The 16,256-nt window shown below is 41.4% G+C and carries 18 protein-coding genes; 9 read left to right on the top strand and 9 right to left on the bottom strand.

What is annotated here, in order from left to right; translation table 11 throughout:
- Nucleotides 1–50 precede the first annotated feature (50 nt).
- Together E2H97_RS03515 and ung are read left to right on the top strand one after the other, a co-directional pair.
- Nucleotides 51–671: a LysE family translocator gene (locus E2H97_RS03515; protein WP_133405850.1), complete on the top strand. Its 621-nt coding sequence runs from the start codon at nucleotides 51–53 to the stop codon at nucleotides 669–671.
- 2 nt (nucleotides 672–673) lie between these two features.
- On the top strand, nucleotides 674–1,336 hold the full coding sequence (gene ung, locus E2H97_RS03510; RefSeq protein WP_133405849.1) for a uracil-DNA glycosylase: 663 nt from the start codon (nucleotides 674–676) through the stop codon (nucleotides 1,334–1,336).
- A gap of 58 nt (nucleotides 1,337–1,394) precedes the next feature.
- On the opposite strand, the gene ispB is transcribed toward ung, so the two are convergent.
- Entirely contained in the window at nucleotides 1,395–2,366 is a 972-nt protein-coding gene (gene ispB, locus E2H97_RS03505) for an octaprenyl diphosphate synthase (protein ID WP_133405848.1), read from the bottom strand.
- Nucleotides 2,367–2,638: 272 nt separating this feature from the next.
- Here ispB and rplU point away from each other — a divergent pair, with 272 nt between their 5' ends.
- From rplU to E2H97_RS03470, 7 genes are all read left to right on the top strand, one after another.
- On the top strand, nucleotides 2,639–2,950 hold the full coding sequence (gene rplU / locus E2H97_RS03500) for a 50S ribosomal protein L21 (protein ID WP_121840250.1): 312 nt from the start codon (nucleotides 2,639–2,641) through the stop codon (nucleotides 2,948–2,950).
- A 17-nt stretch (nucleotides 2,951–2,967) separates the two neighbouring features.
- Complete coding sequence (gene rpmA, locus E2H97_RS03495) at nucleotides 2,968–3,222, top strand: 50S ribosomal protein L27 (protein ID WP_133405847.1); 255 nt, start codon at nucleotides 2,968–2,970, stop codon at nucleotides 3,220–3,222.
- Between the two features lie 172 nt (nucleotides 3,223–3,394).
- Nucleotides 3,395–4,561 carry an Obg family GTPase CgtA gene (cgtA, locus tag E2H97_RS03490; protein ID WP_133405846.1) on the top strand — a complete coding sequence of 389 codons (1,167 nt, stop codon included), beginning with the start codon at nucleotides 3,395–3,397 and terminating at the stop codon, nucleotides 4,559–4,561.
- 74 nt (nucleotides 4,562–4,635) lie between these two features.
- Nucleotides 4,636–5,406, top strand: coding sequence for a threonine/serine exporter family protein (locus E2H97_RS03485; protein WP_133405845.1), 771 nt, complete (start codon nucleotides 4,636–4,638; stop codon nucleotides 5,404–5,406).
- The gene (locus tag E2H97_RS03480; protein WP_133405844.1) at nucleotides 5,407–5,871 is read left to right on the top strand and encodes a threonine/serine exporter family protein; all 465 of its coding nucleotides are present in this window, start codon (nucleotides 5,407–5,409) and stop codon (nucleotides 5,869–5,871) included. It abuts the gene before it with no gap.
- A gap of 15 nt (nucleotides 5,872–5,886) precedes the next feature.
- Complete coding sequence (gene folA, locus E2H97_RS03475; protein ID WP_133405843.1) at nucleotides 5,887–6,369, top strand: type 3 dihydrofolate reductase; 483 nt, start codon at nucleotides 5,887–5,889, stop codon at nucleotides 6,367–6,369.
- A 50-nt stretch (nucleotides 6,370–6,419) separates the two neighbouring features.
- A complete protein-coding gene (locus E2H97_RS03470) occupies nucleotides 6,420–6,788 on the top strand; it encodes a DUF3718 domain-containing protein (protein WP_133405842.1) in 369 nt (122 codons plus the stop codon).
- A 31-nt stretch (nucleotides 6,789–6,819) separates the two neighbouring features.
- Here the strand turns inward: E2H97_RS03470 and E2H97_RS03465 are convergent, their stop codons facing one another.
- From E2H97_RS03465 to lptD, 8 genes are all read right to left on the bottom strand, one after another.
- A complete protein-coding gene (locus E2H97_RS03465; RefSeq protein WP_133405841.1) occupies nucleotides 6,820–7,113 on the bottom strand; it encodes a hypothetical protein in 294 nt (97 codons plus the stop codon).
- A 131-nt stretch (nucleotides 7,114–7,244) separates the two neighbouring features.
- Entirely contained in the window at nucleotides 7,245–9,263 is a 2,019-nt protein-coding gene (locus E2H97_RS03460) for a methyl-accepting chemotaxis protein (RefSeq protein ID WP_133405840.1), read from the bottom strand.
- Nucleotides 9,264–9,330: 67 nt separating this feature from the next.
- Nucleotides 9,331–10,155 (bottom strand): symmetrical bis(5'-nucleosyl)-tetraphosphatase, encoded by an 825-nt coding sequence (locus E2H97_RS03455; protein ID WP_133405839.1) that lies wholly within the window; start codon nucleotides 10,153–10,155, stop codon nucleotides 9,331–9,333.
- A 14-nt stretch (nucleotides 10,156–10,169) separates the two neighbouring features.
- Nucleotides 10,170–10,550, bottom strand: a complete 381-nt coding sequence (apaG, locus tag E2H97_RS03450) for a Co2+/Mg2+ efflux protein ApaG (protein ID WP_133405838.1) — start codon at nucleotides 10,548–10,550, stop codon at nucleotides 10,170–10,172.
- 16 nt (nucleotides 10,551–10,566) lie between these two features.
- Entirely contained in the window at nucleotides 10,567–11,367 is an 801-nt protein-coding gene (rsmA, locus tag E2H97_RS03445; protein WP_133405837.1) for a 16S rRNA (adenine(1518)-N(6)/adenine(1519)-N(6))-dimethyltransferase RsmA, read from the bottom strand.
- Nucleotides 11,368–11,460: 93 nt separating this feature from the next.
- Nucleotides 11,461–12,447, bottom strand: a complete 987-nt coding sequence (pdxA, locus tag E2H97_RS03440; RefSeq protein ID WP_133405836.1) for a 4-hydroxythreonine-4-phosphate dehydrogenase PdxA — start codon at nucleotides 12,445–12,447, stop codon at nucleotides 11,461–11,463.
- Between the two features lie 13 nt (nucleotides 12,448–12,460).
- Nucleotides 12,461–13,753, bottom strand: coding sequence for a peptidylprolyl isomerase SurA (gene surA / locus E2H97_RS03435; protein WP_133405835.1), 1,293 nt, complete (start codon nucleotides 13,751–13,753; stop codon nucleotides 12,461–12,463).
- A 150-nt stretch (nucleotides 13,754–13,903) separates the two neighbouring features.
- Entirely contained in the window at nucleotides 13,904–16,231 is a 2,328-nt protein-coding gene (gene lptD / locus E2H97_RS03430) for an LPS assembly protein LptD (RefSeq protein WP_133405834.1), read from the bottom strand.
- Nucleotides 16,232–16,256 lie beyond the last annotated feature (25 nt).

Raw genomic sequence — 16,256 nt, 5'->3', positions numbered from 1 at the left:
GAAATCAAGTATATTACTGCCAAATCTTTTTCTCATTTCTAAGGTACAACATGACATTAGCTATTTGGCTAAGTTTATTTGCGATAAGTTGCCTTGGAGCAATGTCTCCAGGTCCATCGCTTGCTATGGTAATTCGCCACACAGTGGGAAGCAGCCGTTTACACGGTATTGTTTGCGCGTGGGCACACTCTCTCGGTATTGGCTTTTATGCCTTAATCACCATCTTTGGCTTAGCCATAGTGTTAAAACACTCACCCATTTTGTTTAACACTATTGCACTGGCTGGTGCGGCATATTTAGCATGGTTGGGTTATAACGCTTTAAAATCCAAAGGTGGAATGAACGACAAACTTACTGGCGGTACTCAATCGACTTTGTTGCAAGCGGCACGAGATGGTTTAGCGATTTCGCTGTTTAATCCTAAGATTTTATTATTCTTCTTAGCCTTATTCAGTCAATTTGTCCAAAATGCTAATGACCATACATCACAGGCCATCATTGTATTGACGCCTCTGTTAGTCGATGGACTTTGGTACACCTTAATTGCACTGGTACTTTCACATTCAGCGATTTTGCCTAAGCTAAGAGATCACTCAGCACTGATTGATAAACTATCAGGTATTATTCTTATTGCTTTAGCCGTTCGTGTTGTTTTCACTTTGGAGTTTTAACTATGCCTAACCAGTGGCAAACTTTTATTGAAGCTGAGTCTCAACAACAATATTACTCTGAATTAATGAGCTTTTTAGAAACCGAAGCTCAAGCAGGAAAGGTAATATATCCACCACAAGATGAAGTCTTTAGTGCTTTTAAGCTGACGCCACTAAGCCAAACCAAAGTGGTAATCATTGGACAAGATCCTTACCATGGCCCCAATCAAGCCCATGGTTTGTGTTTCTCTGTGAATAAAGGGATCAAGATCCCACCATCATTGGTGAACATCTATAAAGAACTCGCTACTGATATAGAAGGCTTTACCATTCCAGAGCATGGTGATTTACGGCCTTGGGCAACACAGGGTGTGATGTTGCTCAATACAGTATTAACCGTTGAGCAAAGTAAAGCACATGCTCATGCTGGACGCGGCTGGGAAACCTTTACCGATAAAGCCTTAATGAAACTCAATGAGCAGGCACATCAAATTGTATTTGTTCTCTGGGGAAGTCATGCAATCAAAAAGTCTAAGCTTATCGATAACCCTGTTCATAAGATCTTAACTGCACCGCATCCTTCACCTCTGTCAGCTTACCGAGGATTTTTCGGGTGCCGTCATTTTTCTCAAGTGAATCAACTATTGGTTGAAGCGGGACAAAAACCGATAGACTGGCAGGTATAGAAAGTTGATACCGTTACTTCTTTAAAAGCTGAAGTAACGGTAAATAAGGGGGAGAATTTTACTTCTTACGTGCGACAGATAAATGAGCTAACGCTAATAACGCTTGCTTATATTCACTTTCTGGTAAAACCTCCAGTGCCGAAATCGCTTTTTGAGCTTCTTCATTAGCACGCTTTTCCGTGTACTCCAAAGCACCGGTTCGCTTAAGAGCTTCGAGAACTTGATCGATCACTTTTGATCCATCTGCTTTTTCGATCACACCCTTGATCAAAGACTTTTCTTGCTCATCACCATGAGCTAACGCATAAATAAGCGGCAATGTGGGCTTACCTTCGGCTAAATCGTCACCAATATTCTTGCCTAATTCTTCACTGTCTGCTGTGTAATCCAAAAGATCGTCGGTGATCTGAAAAGCAGTTCCTAGGAATTTACCGTATTCTCCTAACGCTTTTTCAGTCGCTTCATCCACATTTTGTAATACACCAGCCAGCTGAGTTGCCGCTTCGAATAATCTTGCCGTTTTACAGTAAATGACGCGCATATAATTGTCTTCACTGGTATCTGGCTCATTTAAATTCATCAGCTGCATCACTTCGCCTTCGGCAAGAACGTTAGTGGTATCTGCAAGAATTCTAAGAACTTTTAGGCTGTTTAGCTCTGTCATCATTTGAAATGAGCGCGTGTATAAGAAGTCACCGACTAGTACTGAAGCACTATTTCCGAACAAGGCGTTTGCCGTTTGACGACCACGGCGCATGGATGACTCATCAACAACGTCATCATGTAATAAAGATGCGGTATGAATGAACTCAACGATCGCGGCAAGCTTTAAATGATCGTTGCCTTCATAGCCTACGGCTTTACTGGCAAGAACTGACAACAATGGACGCAAACGCTTTCCACCACTGTTAACAATATAAAAACTAAGCTGATTAATAAGAGCCACATCTGATTCCAGTTGGTTATAAATCAACTGGTTAACAGCCTGCATATCGTCTTCAGTTAACGCGCGAATCGCTTGTAAATCCATAGTAAACTCTGAAAGTGTGGGCTATTTCAAATTTTAGCCCAGTATTAAAAGCAAATTGCGCTGATTTTACCTAAAATTGCCAAGTAAAACAGCTTTTGATGTCTAATCCGACCTTTAGATTAAATTTAGCATTTGTTTCGCATTTTATACTTGCCAGCCCCACATTCTTAGCGTAGAATCCGCGCCCATTGTCATTAAAAATTTTTGTAGCACACTGGTGTCTAGAGTTTAAATCTTACGCGGTGTGTTAAAGATCTCGGAGTAAAATAGCTATGTACGCTGTTTTTCAAAGTGGCGGCAAGCAACATCGCGTTGCTGAAGGTCACGTAGTACGTTTAGAAAAATTAGAAGTTGCTACTGGTGAAACTATTGAATTTGATCAAGTTCTTTTAGTTGCTAACGGTGACGACGTTAAAGTTGGCGCACCTTTAGTTGAAGGTGGCAAAGTGGTTGCTGAAGTAGTTAGCCACGGTCGCGGTGAGAAAGTACGCATTGTTAAGTTCAAGCGTCGTAAGCACCACGAAAAGCAAATGGGCCACCGTCAGTGGTTCACTGAAGTTAAAATTACTGCTATCAACGCTTAATAAGGGGAGTCTAACTCATGGCACATAAGAAAGCTGGCGGTTCTACCCGTAACGGTCGCGATTCAGAAAGTAAACGTCTTGGTGTTAAGCGTTTCGGTGGCGAATCAGTATTAGCTGGTAACATCATCGTTCGTCAACGTGGTACTAAATTCCACGCTGGTGACAACGTAGGTGTTGGTCGTGACCACACTCTATTCGCTCTATCTGACGGTAAAGTGAAGTTCGAAGTTAAAGGTCCTAAGAACCGTAAATTTGTAAGCATCGAAGCTTAATTTATACTTCGAAGCAAACAAGTTAAGCCCTGCCTCTGGCGGGGCTTTTGTTTTGTAAGCCCTTAATAATTTGTCATACCTGAATCATCAGGGATGAGCATAAATATAGAAGCTTTTATCTATTTACTTAGAAAAGGTATAATCGCGGTATTAAAGCGATTCAGGAGTAGTTATGAAATTTGTCGACGAAGCAGTCATTCGAGTTGAAGCGGGTGATGGTGGCAGTGGTTGTGTCAGCTTCAGACGTGAGAAGTACGTCCCCGATGGTGGCCCAGATGGTGGTGACGGCGGTGACGGTGGTAGCGTATATCTGCTGGCAGATGAAAACTACAATACCCTGATCGATTTCCGCTTTGAGCGTTTCCACCGTGCTGAACGTGGTGAGAATGGTCGCGGTCGCGATTGTACTGGTCGTGGTGGTCAAGATTTGATCCTAAAAGTGCCAGTTGGTACACGTGCGGTAGATGAAGAAACCGAAGAAGTCTTAGGTGATTTAACCAAGCATGGTCAAAAGCTGCTTGTTGCTAAAGGTGGTTTCCACGGCTTAGGTAATACCCGGTTTAAGAGCAGTACCAACCGTGCCCCTCGTCAAAAGACATTAGGTACGCCGGGTGAAGTTCGTAGTCTTAAATTAGAATTAATGCTACTTGCTGATGTTGGTCTCTTAGGATTACCAAACGCGGGTAAATCGACCTTTATTCGCTCAGTTTCTCGCGCGACGCCAAAAGTGGCTGATTACCCATTTACCACGCTAGTACCAAACCTTGGTGTGGTGAATCCGCGATCGGGACAAAGCTTTGTGATCGCTGATATCCCTGGTTTGATCGAAGGCGCTGCAGATGGAGCAGGCTTAGGTATTCGCTTCTTAAAACACCTAGAGCGTTGTCGTGTACTTCTACACATTATTGATATCGCGCCGATCGACGAAAGCGACCCAGTTGAAGCGGCGACTTCCATTTTGGAAGAACTCGAGAAGTATTCTCCGAAGCTTGCTTCTAAACCGCGTTGGTTAGTGATCAATAAAACTGACTTGCTGCTTGAAGAAGAGCTTGAAGAGCAAATTAAACGTGTTACTGACGCTCTAGGTTGGGAAGATGAAGTGCATACTATCTCAGCTTATAACCGTGAAGGTACACAAGAGCTTAGTATTAAGCTTCTAGACTTTATCCAAAGCTTACCAGCAGAGGAAGAAGCAATTGATCCTGAGAAAGAAGTTGAGTTTAAGTGGGATAACTATCACCAAGCCACAGACACTGATTTCAATGAAGATTATGATGATGACTTCGACGATGATTTTGATGAAGACGACTACGATGTAGAAGTCGTTTACGAACGCTAATTTTCGAACATCTGATTTCTAAAAATGAGAGAGCCTTCAAGGCTCTCTTTTGTTACCAATGCTATAAAAGTGTCATGAATAGCAAATCACATCAAACACATATCACCCGTTTAATTGCCCGTACGGCTCAATTATCTCTCGCCTATGGTGCCGATTCGGATCTGGTGGAAGATATCAGTCAGCGCTTAGGAAAAGCATTAGGACTTAACAGTATTGAGCTGTCCATCAGCTCTAACGCACTCGTGATAACAAGCCTTGTGAACAATAGCTGTGTGACCACTACTCGACGTATTCGAGCGCACGGGCTGAATATGACCATAGTCTATGAGCTACAACGTATTTGCATTAAAGCCGAAAAAGGGATCTATGACGCGAATAAAGTCGAACGTCACCTTAACCGTTTAAAAGTTAAGAGCTATCCCGCTTACTTATTGATACCAGCAATTGGTCTTTCGTGCGCTTGCTTTTGTCACTTGTTTGGTGGTGATTTAGCGGCAAGCATGATCACTTTTTTAGCATCCGCCTGTGGCATGGCACTTAGACTTTTAATGGCAAAACGTCACTTTAATCTGTTAGTCAATTTTCACTTTACCGCGTTATTGATCACCGTAGTGGCACAATTGGCTTACTTACCCAATATCAGTACCACACCAGAGTTAGCATCTGCGGCAAGCGTATTACTGCTCGTTCCGGGATTTCCTTTGATTAATGCAATGTCTGACATGATCAAAGGCCATATGAATGTCGGCATTGCACGTTGGGGACAAGCCACGCTTTTGACTGTTTCTTCCGTTATAGGTATCACAATCGCGCTTCAAATCAGTAAATTAATTGGGTTACATTAAATGTTGATATTAACTTTACTCAATGACGCCGTATTTTCGGCTATCCCTGCTATCGGCTTTGCCATGGTATTCAATGTGCCTAAGCGGTTTTTATCACACTGCGGAATGGCAGCAGCACTTGCTCATGCCTTTCGTACCTTATTGTTACACCATGGTGTCGCAATTGAATGGGCGAGCTTTGCAGCCGCCGCCTTTATCGGCATAATGGCGATTATGTTTGCTAAACGCTATCTTGCTCCCCCACTGATGTTGGGTGTGGCAGCTTGTATTCCTATGCTTCCTGGAGTATTTGCCTTCGATACTGTGACAGCTTTGATACAATTAACCTCGCAATCGCAAATCAGCCATGAGCTAACAGATGCTGTGATCAGCAACGGACTCAAAACCGTATTTATCATTGCAGCACTTTCAGGCGGATTGGCAATGCCAAGTTTATTGTTTTACCGAAATAAAAAAATAATTTAATTTCAGGGAGAGACCATGCAGATCTCAATGATTGCAGCCATGACCGTTAACCGTGTGATCGGAAAAGACAATCAAATGCCGTGGCATTTGCCAGAAGACCTAAAACACTTCAAAGCTACAACAATGAGTTATCCCATCGTAATGGGAAGAAAGACCTATGAATCAATTGGTCGCCCTCTTCCCGGTCGACATAATATTGTGATTTCAAGGCAGGCTGATTTAGAAATTGATGGTGTAACTGTGGTTGCTACTTTTGATGAAGCGAAACTCGCAGCAGGTGATGTTGAACAGCTGTTTGTTATTGGTGGTGGTCAACTTTACCAACAGCTTCTTCCTAAAGCAGACAAACTCTTTCTAACAGAGATTAATATTGATGTTGAGGGAGACACTTATTTTCCCGATTGGAATGATGGCAGTTGGAAAGAAGAATCAAAAGAGTCAGGGATCAGCTCCGATGGGTTGGAATATAGCTTTATCAACTTAGTAAAAAAATGTTAAATTAAGCGTATTAAAATAATAACCTAATTTATACAATTAAGGATTATCAGATGCGCGTATTAACAATCGCGGGTGTTGCTCTGATTGCAGCCTCCCTTGTCACTCCTACAACCCAAGCTAATGAGCAACTTTTTATCAGTGTTTGTAGTTATGTAAAAGCTAACGACAAAAGCCGTCTTCGTAAAAAACTGAAAGAAGGCCGTCTTACACTTAGAAACATCTATACCGACTTAAAGTGCAATGGTGACAACTTGCTACAAACCGCATACAAAGCTGGTGCAAATGAAACCGGTGAATATATTGTTAAGCGTGTATCTAAAAAGGCCTTAGCACAAAGCAATGTTTGGGACTGGGCCAATGCCAATGGCCATGCCGCAAGTCCTATCAGCACCGTATTAAAAGGTAAACTTGGTATTTAATATAAAAAGGTGAAACTTAGGTTTCACCTTTTTATTTTTGAAACGCAGAAAGACCAAAGTCTGCATCTTTCACAGCCCATTTCATTGGGCTCAAAAAACACCTCAAGCCTTTATAAAGGTAACTCTCTTCAGCCGTTTCTTCAGGCATACAAAAGCGTTCAAAACTAGTTGCAATGGGTGATAATAATGTACTAACTACAAAAGCATAAGGGCCTGAAATAGAAGAAGCTCCCACGCTATGAACCCAATAATTGGCAACAATAGTTTCTGATATTCCGCACTTTAATGGTTCAATTGATTGAGTTCCACCCGATACAGCTGTCATCGTGTTTCTCGTTATGAAGTTGAGAATTGATACTAACTGTTACCATCTGTACTCTAACTAAATGAAATTGATACAAAAAAGCACACACCATCGATTGGAATGTGCTTTTTTAGCTTCAATTGAATCGTTTTTTAAACTCTAAACTCACCAACTGATACTTGTAGCTCTTCGGCTAACTTAGCTACTTGATGGCTCGACTCTGCGGTTTGATCTGCACCTAAAGCGGTTTCCTCTGAAATCGCAGAAATATCTTCTAACTTTTGCGATACCTCTTGGCTAACAACATTTTGCTCTTTCGCAGCATCAGAAATTTGGGTACCAGAATCAAAAGCCTTATGAACGGACTGACTGATTGCTTCAAGCGCAAGGTTAGCCTGCTCTGTTTTTTCGACACATGATTGCGCTTGAGTACGCCCAAGTTCCATGACTTGTACTGCTTCTTCAGTGCCCTGCTGCAACATTTCAATCATGTGCTGAATTTCACTGGTGGACTCTTGAGTGCGTGATGCTAGGCTTCTCACCTCGTCTGCAACTACTGCAAAACCTCGCCCTTGCTCACCAGCTCTAGCCGCTTCAATGGCAGCGTTTAATGCAAGTAAGTTGGTTTGCTCGGCAATACCACGGATCACATCTAAGATTGAACCAATAGATTCGCTGTCTGAGTGTACTTTATTGATCACTTGACCAGCCGTAGTGACTTCATCAGCTAGCTCTAAAATAATGCGTTTATTTTCCGCTGCAATTTCACGAATATTATGAGCTTCATCATCAGCAAGCTTAATTTGTTCAAGTGCCAACTCAGCACTGGCAGCAACCTGTTGAGCACTAGAATTTAGCTCTGTAGTAGCCGTTGCTGCTAAATCGACTTTGTCTTTTTGATCTTTAATGCCTGACGTAGTTTGGCTGGTAACAGCCGATGTTTCCTCCGCAGCTGCAGCAAGCTGGGTAGAACGGTCAAGAATACCTGTAATGACCCCTCTTAAGCTATCAACTAAGCGGTTACAATTCGTTGCAAGCTTTGCAAACTCATCGTTACCTCTGTCATCCAATTTATGGGTTAAGTCACCTGATGCCAGAATGTTCAATGCATTGTTAACTTCGTCTAAGGAAGACTTTAATGGTCGCACAACAGCAAAACTCACTGCGATAGCCAATAAGATGGCAATGGCCTCAACTACCATTGAGCGAAAACTTGCATTATCAATGCTTTCGATTGCCATTGCATTGATGTCATTACTAAAAGCTTCAATATCAGTATTTAACTTATTTAACGCTCGATTCAACACTTTTGATTTACGGTTCATTGCTGAAAAAGCGCTGTTCACATCTTCTATGGCTTTAAGCTGTTTACGCTTATTATTGATAATTGAGTTGCTGCCTTGAAGTAACGCAATAACTTGAGTCAGGCCTGAATTAACTTCATCTAAGGTTTCACCAACTAAATTATTGTTTTGTTGTTCTAAAAAGCGCTTTCTTTCAATGATTTGTTTAATTGAATAACTGAGTTCTTTTTCAACAATCATAAATTGCTTTTGATTAACTGATGACAGTAATTCTTGAATTTGTGGAACCAAGTTGTTAACTGTTGGATCGAGTAAACCAGCTGTACTTGCAATAGATTGAAGTGATTTATCACCACTGTCCTGATAGTCAATTAAATCAAGCAATACTGAACCTACATCTTCAACGGTATTTTCCAATCGATTCGCTTGTTGAGTAGTTTGCTCTGTTAATTTCAGCGCATTCAGTTTTTTCTTTAATAACCCGTTCCCTAAATTCTGATACTGACTGTATTCAGTCTTCACTTTACTAAGCAAGCTACTGAATTGATCTTGTTTTGCCATCAAGACACTTAAATTAGTAAGGTTTGAATTAAAGCTATTGATATTGGATTCGAAGTTACTGGTTATGGCTGGTAACTGTTTCGAGCTTACTTCGTGAAATGCCGATAATGATAGTCTTTGTTGTTTTGTCACCAATCGAGACAACTTGCTCGTTGCTTTTAATGCAGGCAGGCTGACTTGCTGCATAGTGAGTGTACTTTCTTTAGAAGTTTGATTGGTGGTATGGGACATGACGCCTAGCACAATCAGCATCACGGTCACTAGCGTGAATCCACCAATAACGCGATTGGCAACAGAAATTTTCATGGGTACTCCGACTCTTACGGCCTAGCCCTATGTATCTAGGGCTCTTCTTTTATTTTGTCGGCGTATTTTAAACTTTCTTTAACCTTTTTTGCGTAATTTTTTCACCTGTTTCTAAATGCCATAACGTCATGACCCCACCCCAAACACACCCAGTGTCTAATGCAATAGCATTTTGGTCATTGGTTTCCCCCATTAGTGCAGCCCAATGACCAAAAATCACTCTATTTTCTGATTTGATAGGGCTATGCCATTGGAACCACGGACTAAGTAATGGGTCTTCACATGACTCAGGCGGTTGCTTACAGTTAAAATTTAAACTGCCATCGGCATGTAAAAAGCGCATTCGAGTCAGAGCATCAATAGTAAAACGTAGCTTTTCAAACTCTGGTAAGTCATCATGCCAGTATGACTGTTTGTCGTGATACATCTTTGAAATTAGTGCAGATATATAATCTTCTCGTTGAAGAGCCGTTGACACTTTATCGGACTGTAACTGTAGAGTTTCCATATCCCATTGAGGAGGTATTCCGGCATGAGTCATAACTAACTTATGCTCAGGTAAATAACGCATCAAGGGTTGAGCTCTCACCCACTCAATTAACTTTGGTAACTGTGATGATTCTAATAACGCATCTAGCTTGTCTTTAGGGTTACGTTTTTTTTCCCCAGCAGCTAATGCCAGTAAGTGAAGATCATGGTTACCTAAGACAGGTTTTACGCTGTCTTCTAATTCATATAGGTATTCTAAAGTGGATAATGAGTCAGGCCCGCGAGCCACAAGATCTCCGGCACACCAAAGTGTATCGAATGATGGATTAAATGCGACTTTATCCAGTAAAAGACGAAGTTCGTGATAACAACCTTGAATATCACCGACGAAGTAATTTGCCAAGATGAATTCCGTTATTAATGAAGTGCTCCAGGGGCGGCGAGTCTGAACATAGGAATGGGCGCTTTGAAGTCTTTATTATCTTCAGTGACCATACCGTAAAACCCTTCCATAAAGCCTAGCGGAGTATCGAGAAGTGTGCCACTGGTATATTGATAAGCGCTATTAGGGGGAATGGTCGGTGTCTCTCCAACCACTCCATCGCCTTGTACTTCTGTTTGCTCACCATTTCCATCAGTGATAATCCAGTGCCGATCTTTCAATGTGGCCTTTTTATCACCAAGATTGATAATGGTAATCGTATAGGAAAACACATATTTATCTTCATCAGGAGAAGACTGATCATCAATATATTCTGTGGTTACTTCAACACGAATTGGAGATTCTGGCACCGACATTTTCTATCCTGCTGCACTATTTTCTTATGAGGTAGTTCGCCATGTTGACATACTGCTCGACTGAAATCTGTTCAGCTCTTAAGCTAGCATCGATTTCAAGTGCTGCAAAGTCATCATCATTCAGCGTACCTTTAAGGTTATTTCGTAACGTTTTACGACGCATCCCAAAAGCTTGAGTTGTTAGTTTACGCAATACTTCAACATCATCACAAGGGTATGGCTTATTTTCGTATGGCAATAAGCGAACAACCGCTGAATCTACTTTAGGTGGTGGCGCAAAGCAACCTGGTGGAACTTCAAGTACAGGTACAACTTGGCAGTAGTATTGAGCCATAACTGTTAAGCGACCATAAGCTTTAGTGCCTGGGCTAGCAGACAACCTTAACACCACCTCTTTTTGCAACATGAAATGCATGGTTTCTATTAATGAAGAAAACTCAAACAAATGAAACATGAGTGGCGTTGAAATGTTGTAAGGTAAGTTACCGAACACTTTCATCTTCTTGTCAGGTTGCACCAGCTGGCTAAAGTCGAATTGAAGTGCATCACCTTGATGGATTTCTAACTTATCCTTTAGGAATGGATGCTGCTGTAAACGCTCAACCAGATCTTTATCAAGCTCAACAACCGTAAGTGTATCAACATCCTCAGCAACAGGTTCTGTCAATGCCCCCAAACCTGGACCAATTTCCACCATCACATGGTCGTTATCTGGTGAAATTGCCGACACGATGCGATCAATAATATTGGTATCGGTTAAGAAATTTTGTCCAAACCTTTTTCTGGCCGTATGGCCTAAGTGAACTTTACTACTCATGCTCATCCTAAAAAAGCCGACGACTTCATGCACCCTAAGCTTAAATCAATTGATTGAAGTGAAAGAAGCTGGTGTTTTGTCGGCTTAGTGAAATTAATGTTTATTTGCTAATTCTATGGCTTTATTAACTGCACAAACGAAGCTACCAATATCTGCTTCTCCAGTACCAGCCAATTCAAGAGCTGTTCCATGATCCACCGATGTTCTGATATACGGCAGACCCAGTGTAATATTTACAGACTTACCAAACCCAAGAGATTTTAACACAGGTAGGCCTTGATCGTGATACATAGCCAAGACGACATCGGCATCGGCTAAGTATTTTGGTTGAAATAAGGTATCAGCAGGTAATGGACCTATGAGCTCAGCATCTAACTCTGCTCTTAGTGTTTCTAACGTTGGAATGATAATGTCAATTTCTTCACGACCAAGATGCCCGTCCTCTCCTGCATGAGGGTTTAATCCACACACATAAATTTTAGGGGTTTTGATGGCGAACTTTTCCGTCAAATCTTTGTGCAAAATCTGAATGATATTGGTTAAACGTTCAGGGGTAATCGCTTTAGATACATAAGCGAGAGGAATGTGAGTTGTGACTAACGCCACTTGCAGTTCTGGTGCCGCTAACATCATCACCACATCACGACACCCTGCTTGGTTAGCAAAAAACTCTGTATGCCCACTGAATGGGATCCCCGCTTGATTGATGATCCCCTTATGAACAGGCCCTGTAACCACAGCATCAAACTGACCGTTCATATTATTTTCACCAGCATACGTTAGCGTATCAACCACATATCCACTGTTAGACTCGTTAAGCTCTCCACAAGTCACATCTTCTGTTAATGAAAACGGCACTATGGTCAGAGTGCCAACTTCTTGTGGTTTTGCCTCTAATGTTGGCTGATAAGGCTTGAGCTTCAAAGGCAAACCAAGTTGCTTTGCTCTTGTGGTTAATAAATTTGGATCGGCACAAACAACAAGCTCAGCATCCCAAGGTTGCTGAGCAAGTTGTACGACTAAATCAGGGCCAATTCCCGCCGGTTCACCCGGCGTGATGGCAATTCGTTTAGTTGTCAAAAAACTTCCTTAATTATTTATCGTTAAACACTTCGACATAAGCATCAGAACGCATCTCATCAAGCCAGTTTTGCAGTTCTTCATTAAATTTACGACGGAAGATAAGCTGGTGTGCTCGATTGGTATTGAACTTATCCGTTGCATCTACAGTACGACGCTCTTCTAACTGAGCAATATGCCAACCATGACTGGTTCTAAATGGTTCGCTGATCTGACCGACTTTTAAGTTTTCAAGGGTTTTAGCAAACTCAGGAACATAAATACTCGGTTGTGCCCAACCTAATTCACCGCCTTTGGCTGCTGAACCAGGATCTTCAGAGTATTTACGAGCAACATCAGCAAATTTTTGCTTGCCGTCACGAATTTGTTTCAACAAATCTGTCAGTAATGATTTTGCACGCTCTTCAGACAAAATTGGCGATGGCTTCAACAGAATATGTCTAGCTTTAACTTCTTTAATTTCATTCAGCTGCTGACCTCGGATATCCATAACTTTGATGATATGAAAACCAGATCCACTTTTAATAGGGCCAAGGATATCGCCTTTTTTAGCGCCACTTACGACTTCTGAAAACAAGGTTGGCATGGCATTAATGTTCATATAATCCCAAATACCACCCTCAAGTGCTTTCGGGCCAGAAGAAGCTGCAATTGCTGTACTTTTAAAGTTTGCACCATCTTTCAGACGCTTTAAAACAGCCTGAGCACGCTTACTTGCTGCATCTAACTGTTGGCTTGTTGGATTACTTGGAACCTCAATAAGGATGTGGCCAATTTGGTATTCAACATTTTTATTGCCTTGCTCTTTAATAAGGTTAACAAGGTTGGTAATTTCTTGTGGTGACACTTGAATACGACGTTGTACTTGAATGCGCTGAATTTCGCCGATAGTCATTTCTTCGCGTAATTGCTCACGATATTGGGCAAAAGTCGAACCTGACTCTTCAATTTTCTTACGCATTTGCTCAACAGTAACGCCTTGTTCTTTAGCAATGTTACTAATGGTTTGATCTAATTGAAGATCACCAATATGCAAACCGATACGCTTAGCCATTTGCAGTTGCAAGCGAGTCAAGATAAGTCTTTCTATAACTTGGGTTCTTAATGCTGCATCCGACGGTAAGGTTTGATTATTTGCCTTAGCGTTTTCTTTAACCGTACGAATCATATCTTGAACCTCACTGTTCAAAATAATTCCGTCATTGACTTGAACTGCAACTCGATCCAATGGCTGTGGTAACGCCATTACCGTTTGGCTTAACAGCATTGCACATACGGCAAAAATCACTTGTTTACAAAATCTCATCCACAAAATCCTTGGCTGATTATTAGTTTTTATACATTTTGGTCATTGATTATTGCCACTGTATCTTCTTCAGTGGCAAGAACGATGACTTGCAACGGCTTTAAAGTCGTTTGACTGTGTTTATGCCCAGAGGTTCAGCAATCTACCATATTAATCCGTTAAATATATAGGCTTTCTATAATTAAAGATGCTCTCATTAAGCATATCTGACACACCTAGACTGCCTGCTCCTCCTAAGCCTCTAATCATGAAGTTTAGATAGATGCCACTTTCGAACTGCTCTCTATCAATGGGGGCATTGGCGATATTATCGTTAAAATTGGTTTTAATTCGGTAATGGTAACTTAATCGTGCCGCCCAACAACAAGACTCGTATTGCACTCCTGCAAAAGTCTCAATCGATCGCTTACGCTTAAAGTCGTAATACCAATTACCGACAAAATAGAGATCTTTCTTGATAGGCCATGCGATGCGAGTTCCAGCCTGAGCAATATTCACCTTATTGTTGGTGTTACTGTTGAGCAGATCAGGCACATAGCGATAACTTAGCTGGAAAAGCTTATTGGCTGCGGGACGGAAATCCAACGATGTTTCATGTTTACGAGTTTCATTAAGTTTGGTGTCGTATTGCACTTGAGTGCTTAAATACCAATCATTGTAAATATGTGAGTCCAATTCAGCCGCTAATACTGATGACGAAGGCTGATTTTCAACATCATTGTTTAACAACCCAACCCTGCTGTTTTTCAGGTAAAAAATTTGCCCGAAACTGAACTTTAACTTTTCTCGGTTATTTTCATCATATAGTCGAGAAGTTAAACCTATGGTAACTTGGTTCGCATCGGCAATACGGTCAATTCCAGAATAACGGCGATCCCTAAACAGACCATAATAATCTTCTTGCAGCTGGGCGGTATCGTACAAAGCGATATTTGATTGATTTTCATACCCAACGTACAAATACTGAATTTGAGGCTCAAACGTTTGACGATAATTGTGATCAAACAATTGTGTATCACGTTCTAAATTAATTTGCCCATGTAAGCGCAGTGATGGAATGGTTCTGCTCACTCGCTTCGCCAGCCCCAAGCTAGGTTGTGCGTTTCGTTGCCAGTAGTTGGTTTGATACAGCTTTATTTCAGTCGTAAATGAACCAGCAGGACCATAAAGAGGTAACAATAATCGTGGCTCGATGTGTAAACGAGTGGCTGTATTGTGACTATTTTCATCATGAGAAAAGTTGGTCACTTCAGAATACACGTCAAAATTGATGTTATTGCTGAGTTCAGGAAAGCGATAATCAAAGCTGACTTGTGGCATAACTTGATAAGGCTTTTCCGACAGCCCTAACACTTTAATATCTTGTACTTTTAACCCTAAATCCCAATCTTTACTCAAATAATTGAGTTCACCAACTCTAACCAATTGGTTATCTGTTGCTTGTTGAACATCAGAATTAAAGTCATTGAGGTAGTTGTTATCCGACACATCGGTAAAATTAGTTAAAACGCGTAAATTTTCGTTGATGCGCCCTTGGTGTTCCCAGTGATATAAATAGCGATTAGGATTTCCAGGAAGATAGTCATCACTAGGTAAGTACTCGACGTTTAACTGACCGTTTTGATTATTATTTTGTTGCCCCGGCATTAAGTAACGAAACTCAAGTTTACTCAATAAACCACGGTTAGACATATAATCAGGAGTGAAGGTCAAATCATATTCTGGTGAGATATTCCAATAAATCGGTAATGCCAACTCAACACCGTTCACGGTACTGGTACTGAATTTAGGAAATAACAAACCCGATTTTCGCTTATCAGACACAGGAATGGTCATGTAAGGAACGTACATGATGGGAACATCACCAATCTTAAGTTTGGCTCCCCAGACTTCTCCCCACTCATCTTTACTGTCGATTTTGATTTTGTCGGCTTCTAAAGCCCATGTTCGGCTTTCTGGTGGGCAAGTGGTAAAGCTACTATTATTCAAAATCAAATCATTTTCAGGGGTGATTTCTAGCTGCTTTGCTTCACCATGTACCTGCTGACCTTTCAACCAATATTGAGCACCTTCCAACTTGGCACTATTATTTTTCATTTCACCTACAATAGAGTCCGCAGTAATCGTGACTTGCGGATCTTCAAAGGTTAAATCACCTTTGGCCGATAATTGTTGTGTTTCGCTATTTACCGTCGCCTCATCAGCATAAATATGCCTTGGACCTTGGCTAAAGGTGACGCCACCCGAAAAATGCGCTTTTTTTCCCATCTGGGCATCGGAGTGATCTGACTCAATCCAAATATGGTTGTTGGTTATTCCCATTTGGGCTTGGCTTTGCCTAGGTGCAGTCGGGGGAAGGATCAAACATTGTGACTCATCTGTCTTTTGATGTGTTGAAGCCGCTTCAGGTTTAGAAGCTTGCTGAGCGAAAACTATCGTAGGGGTAAGGCTAAGTACCAAAAAAAAGCGAAAGTTCATTAGATATTCGTCAATCAATGCCAAA

It is taken from the genome of Parashewanella tropica (assembly GCF_004358445.1).
Taxonomy (GTDB): Bacteria; Pseudomonadota; Gammaproteobacteria; order Enterobacterales; family Shewanellaceae; genus Parashewanella; species Parashewanella tropica.
The sequence above is the reverse complement of the archived record's forward strand: the minus strand, read 5'-3'. Positions and strand labels throughout refer to the sequence as shown.

Coding starts and splice junctions, on each gene's coding strand:
- E2H97_RS03515 (WP_133405850.1), top strand. CDS start 51: ATGACATTAGCTATTTGGCTAAGTTTATTTGCGATAAGTTGCCTTGGA.
- ung (WP_133405849.1), top strand. CDS start 674: ATGCCTAACCAGTGGCAAACTTTTATTGAAGCTGAGTCTCAACAACAA.
- ispB (WP_133405848.1), bottom strand. CDS start 2,366: ATGGATTTACAAGCGATTCGCGCGTTAACTGAAGACGATATGCAGGCT.
- rplU (WP_121840250.1), top strand. CDS start 2,639: ATGTACGCTGTTTTTCAAAGTGGCGGCAAGCAACATCGCGTTGCTGAA.
- rpmA (WP_133405847.1), top strand. CDS start 2,968: ATGGCACATAAGAAAGCTGGCGGTTCTACCCGTAACGGTCGCGATTCA.
- cgtA (WP_133405846.1), top strand. CDS start 3,395: ATGAAATTTGTCGACGAAGCAGTCATTCGAGTTGAAGCGGGTGATGGT.
- E2H97_RS03485 (WP_133405845.1), top strand. CDS start 4,636: ATGAATAGCAAATCACATCAAACACATATCACCCGTTTAATTGCCCGT.
- E2H97_RS03480 (WP_133405844.1), top strand. CDS start 5,407: ATGTTGATATTAACTTTACTCAATGACGCCGTATTTTCGGCTATCCCT.
- folA (WP_133405843.1), top strand. CDS start 5,887: ATGCAGATCTCAATGATTGCAGCCATGACCGTTAACCGTGTGATCGGA.
- E2H97_RS03470 (WP_133405842.1), top strand. CDS start 6,420: ATGCGCGTATTAACAATCGCGGGTGTTGCTCTGATTGCAGCCTCCCTT.
- E2H97_RS03465 (WP_133405841.1), bottom strand. CDS start 7,113: ATGACAGCTGTATCGGGTGGAACTCAATCAATTGAACCATTAAAGTGC.
- E2H97_RS03460 (WP_133405840.1), bottom strand. CDS start 9,263: ATGAAAATTTCTGTTGCCAATCGCGTTATTGGTGGATTCACGCTAGTG.
- apaG (WP_133405838.1), bottom strand. CDS start 10,550: ATGTCGGTGCCAGAATCTCCAATTCGTGTTGAAGTAACCACAGAATAT.
- rsmA (WP_133405837.1), bottom strand. CDS start 11,367: ATGAGTAGTAAAGTTCACTTAGGCCATACGGCCAGAAAAAGGTTTGGA.
- surA (WP_133405835.1), bottom strand. CDS start 13,753: ATGAGATTTTGTAAACAAGTGATTTTTGCCGTATGTGCAATGCTGTTA.
- lptD (WP_133405834.1), bottom strand. CDS start 16,231: ATGAACTTTCGCTTTTTTTTGGTACTTAGCCTTACCCCTACGATAGTT.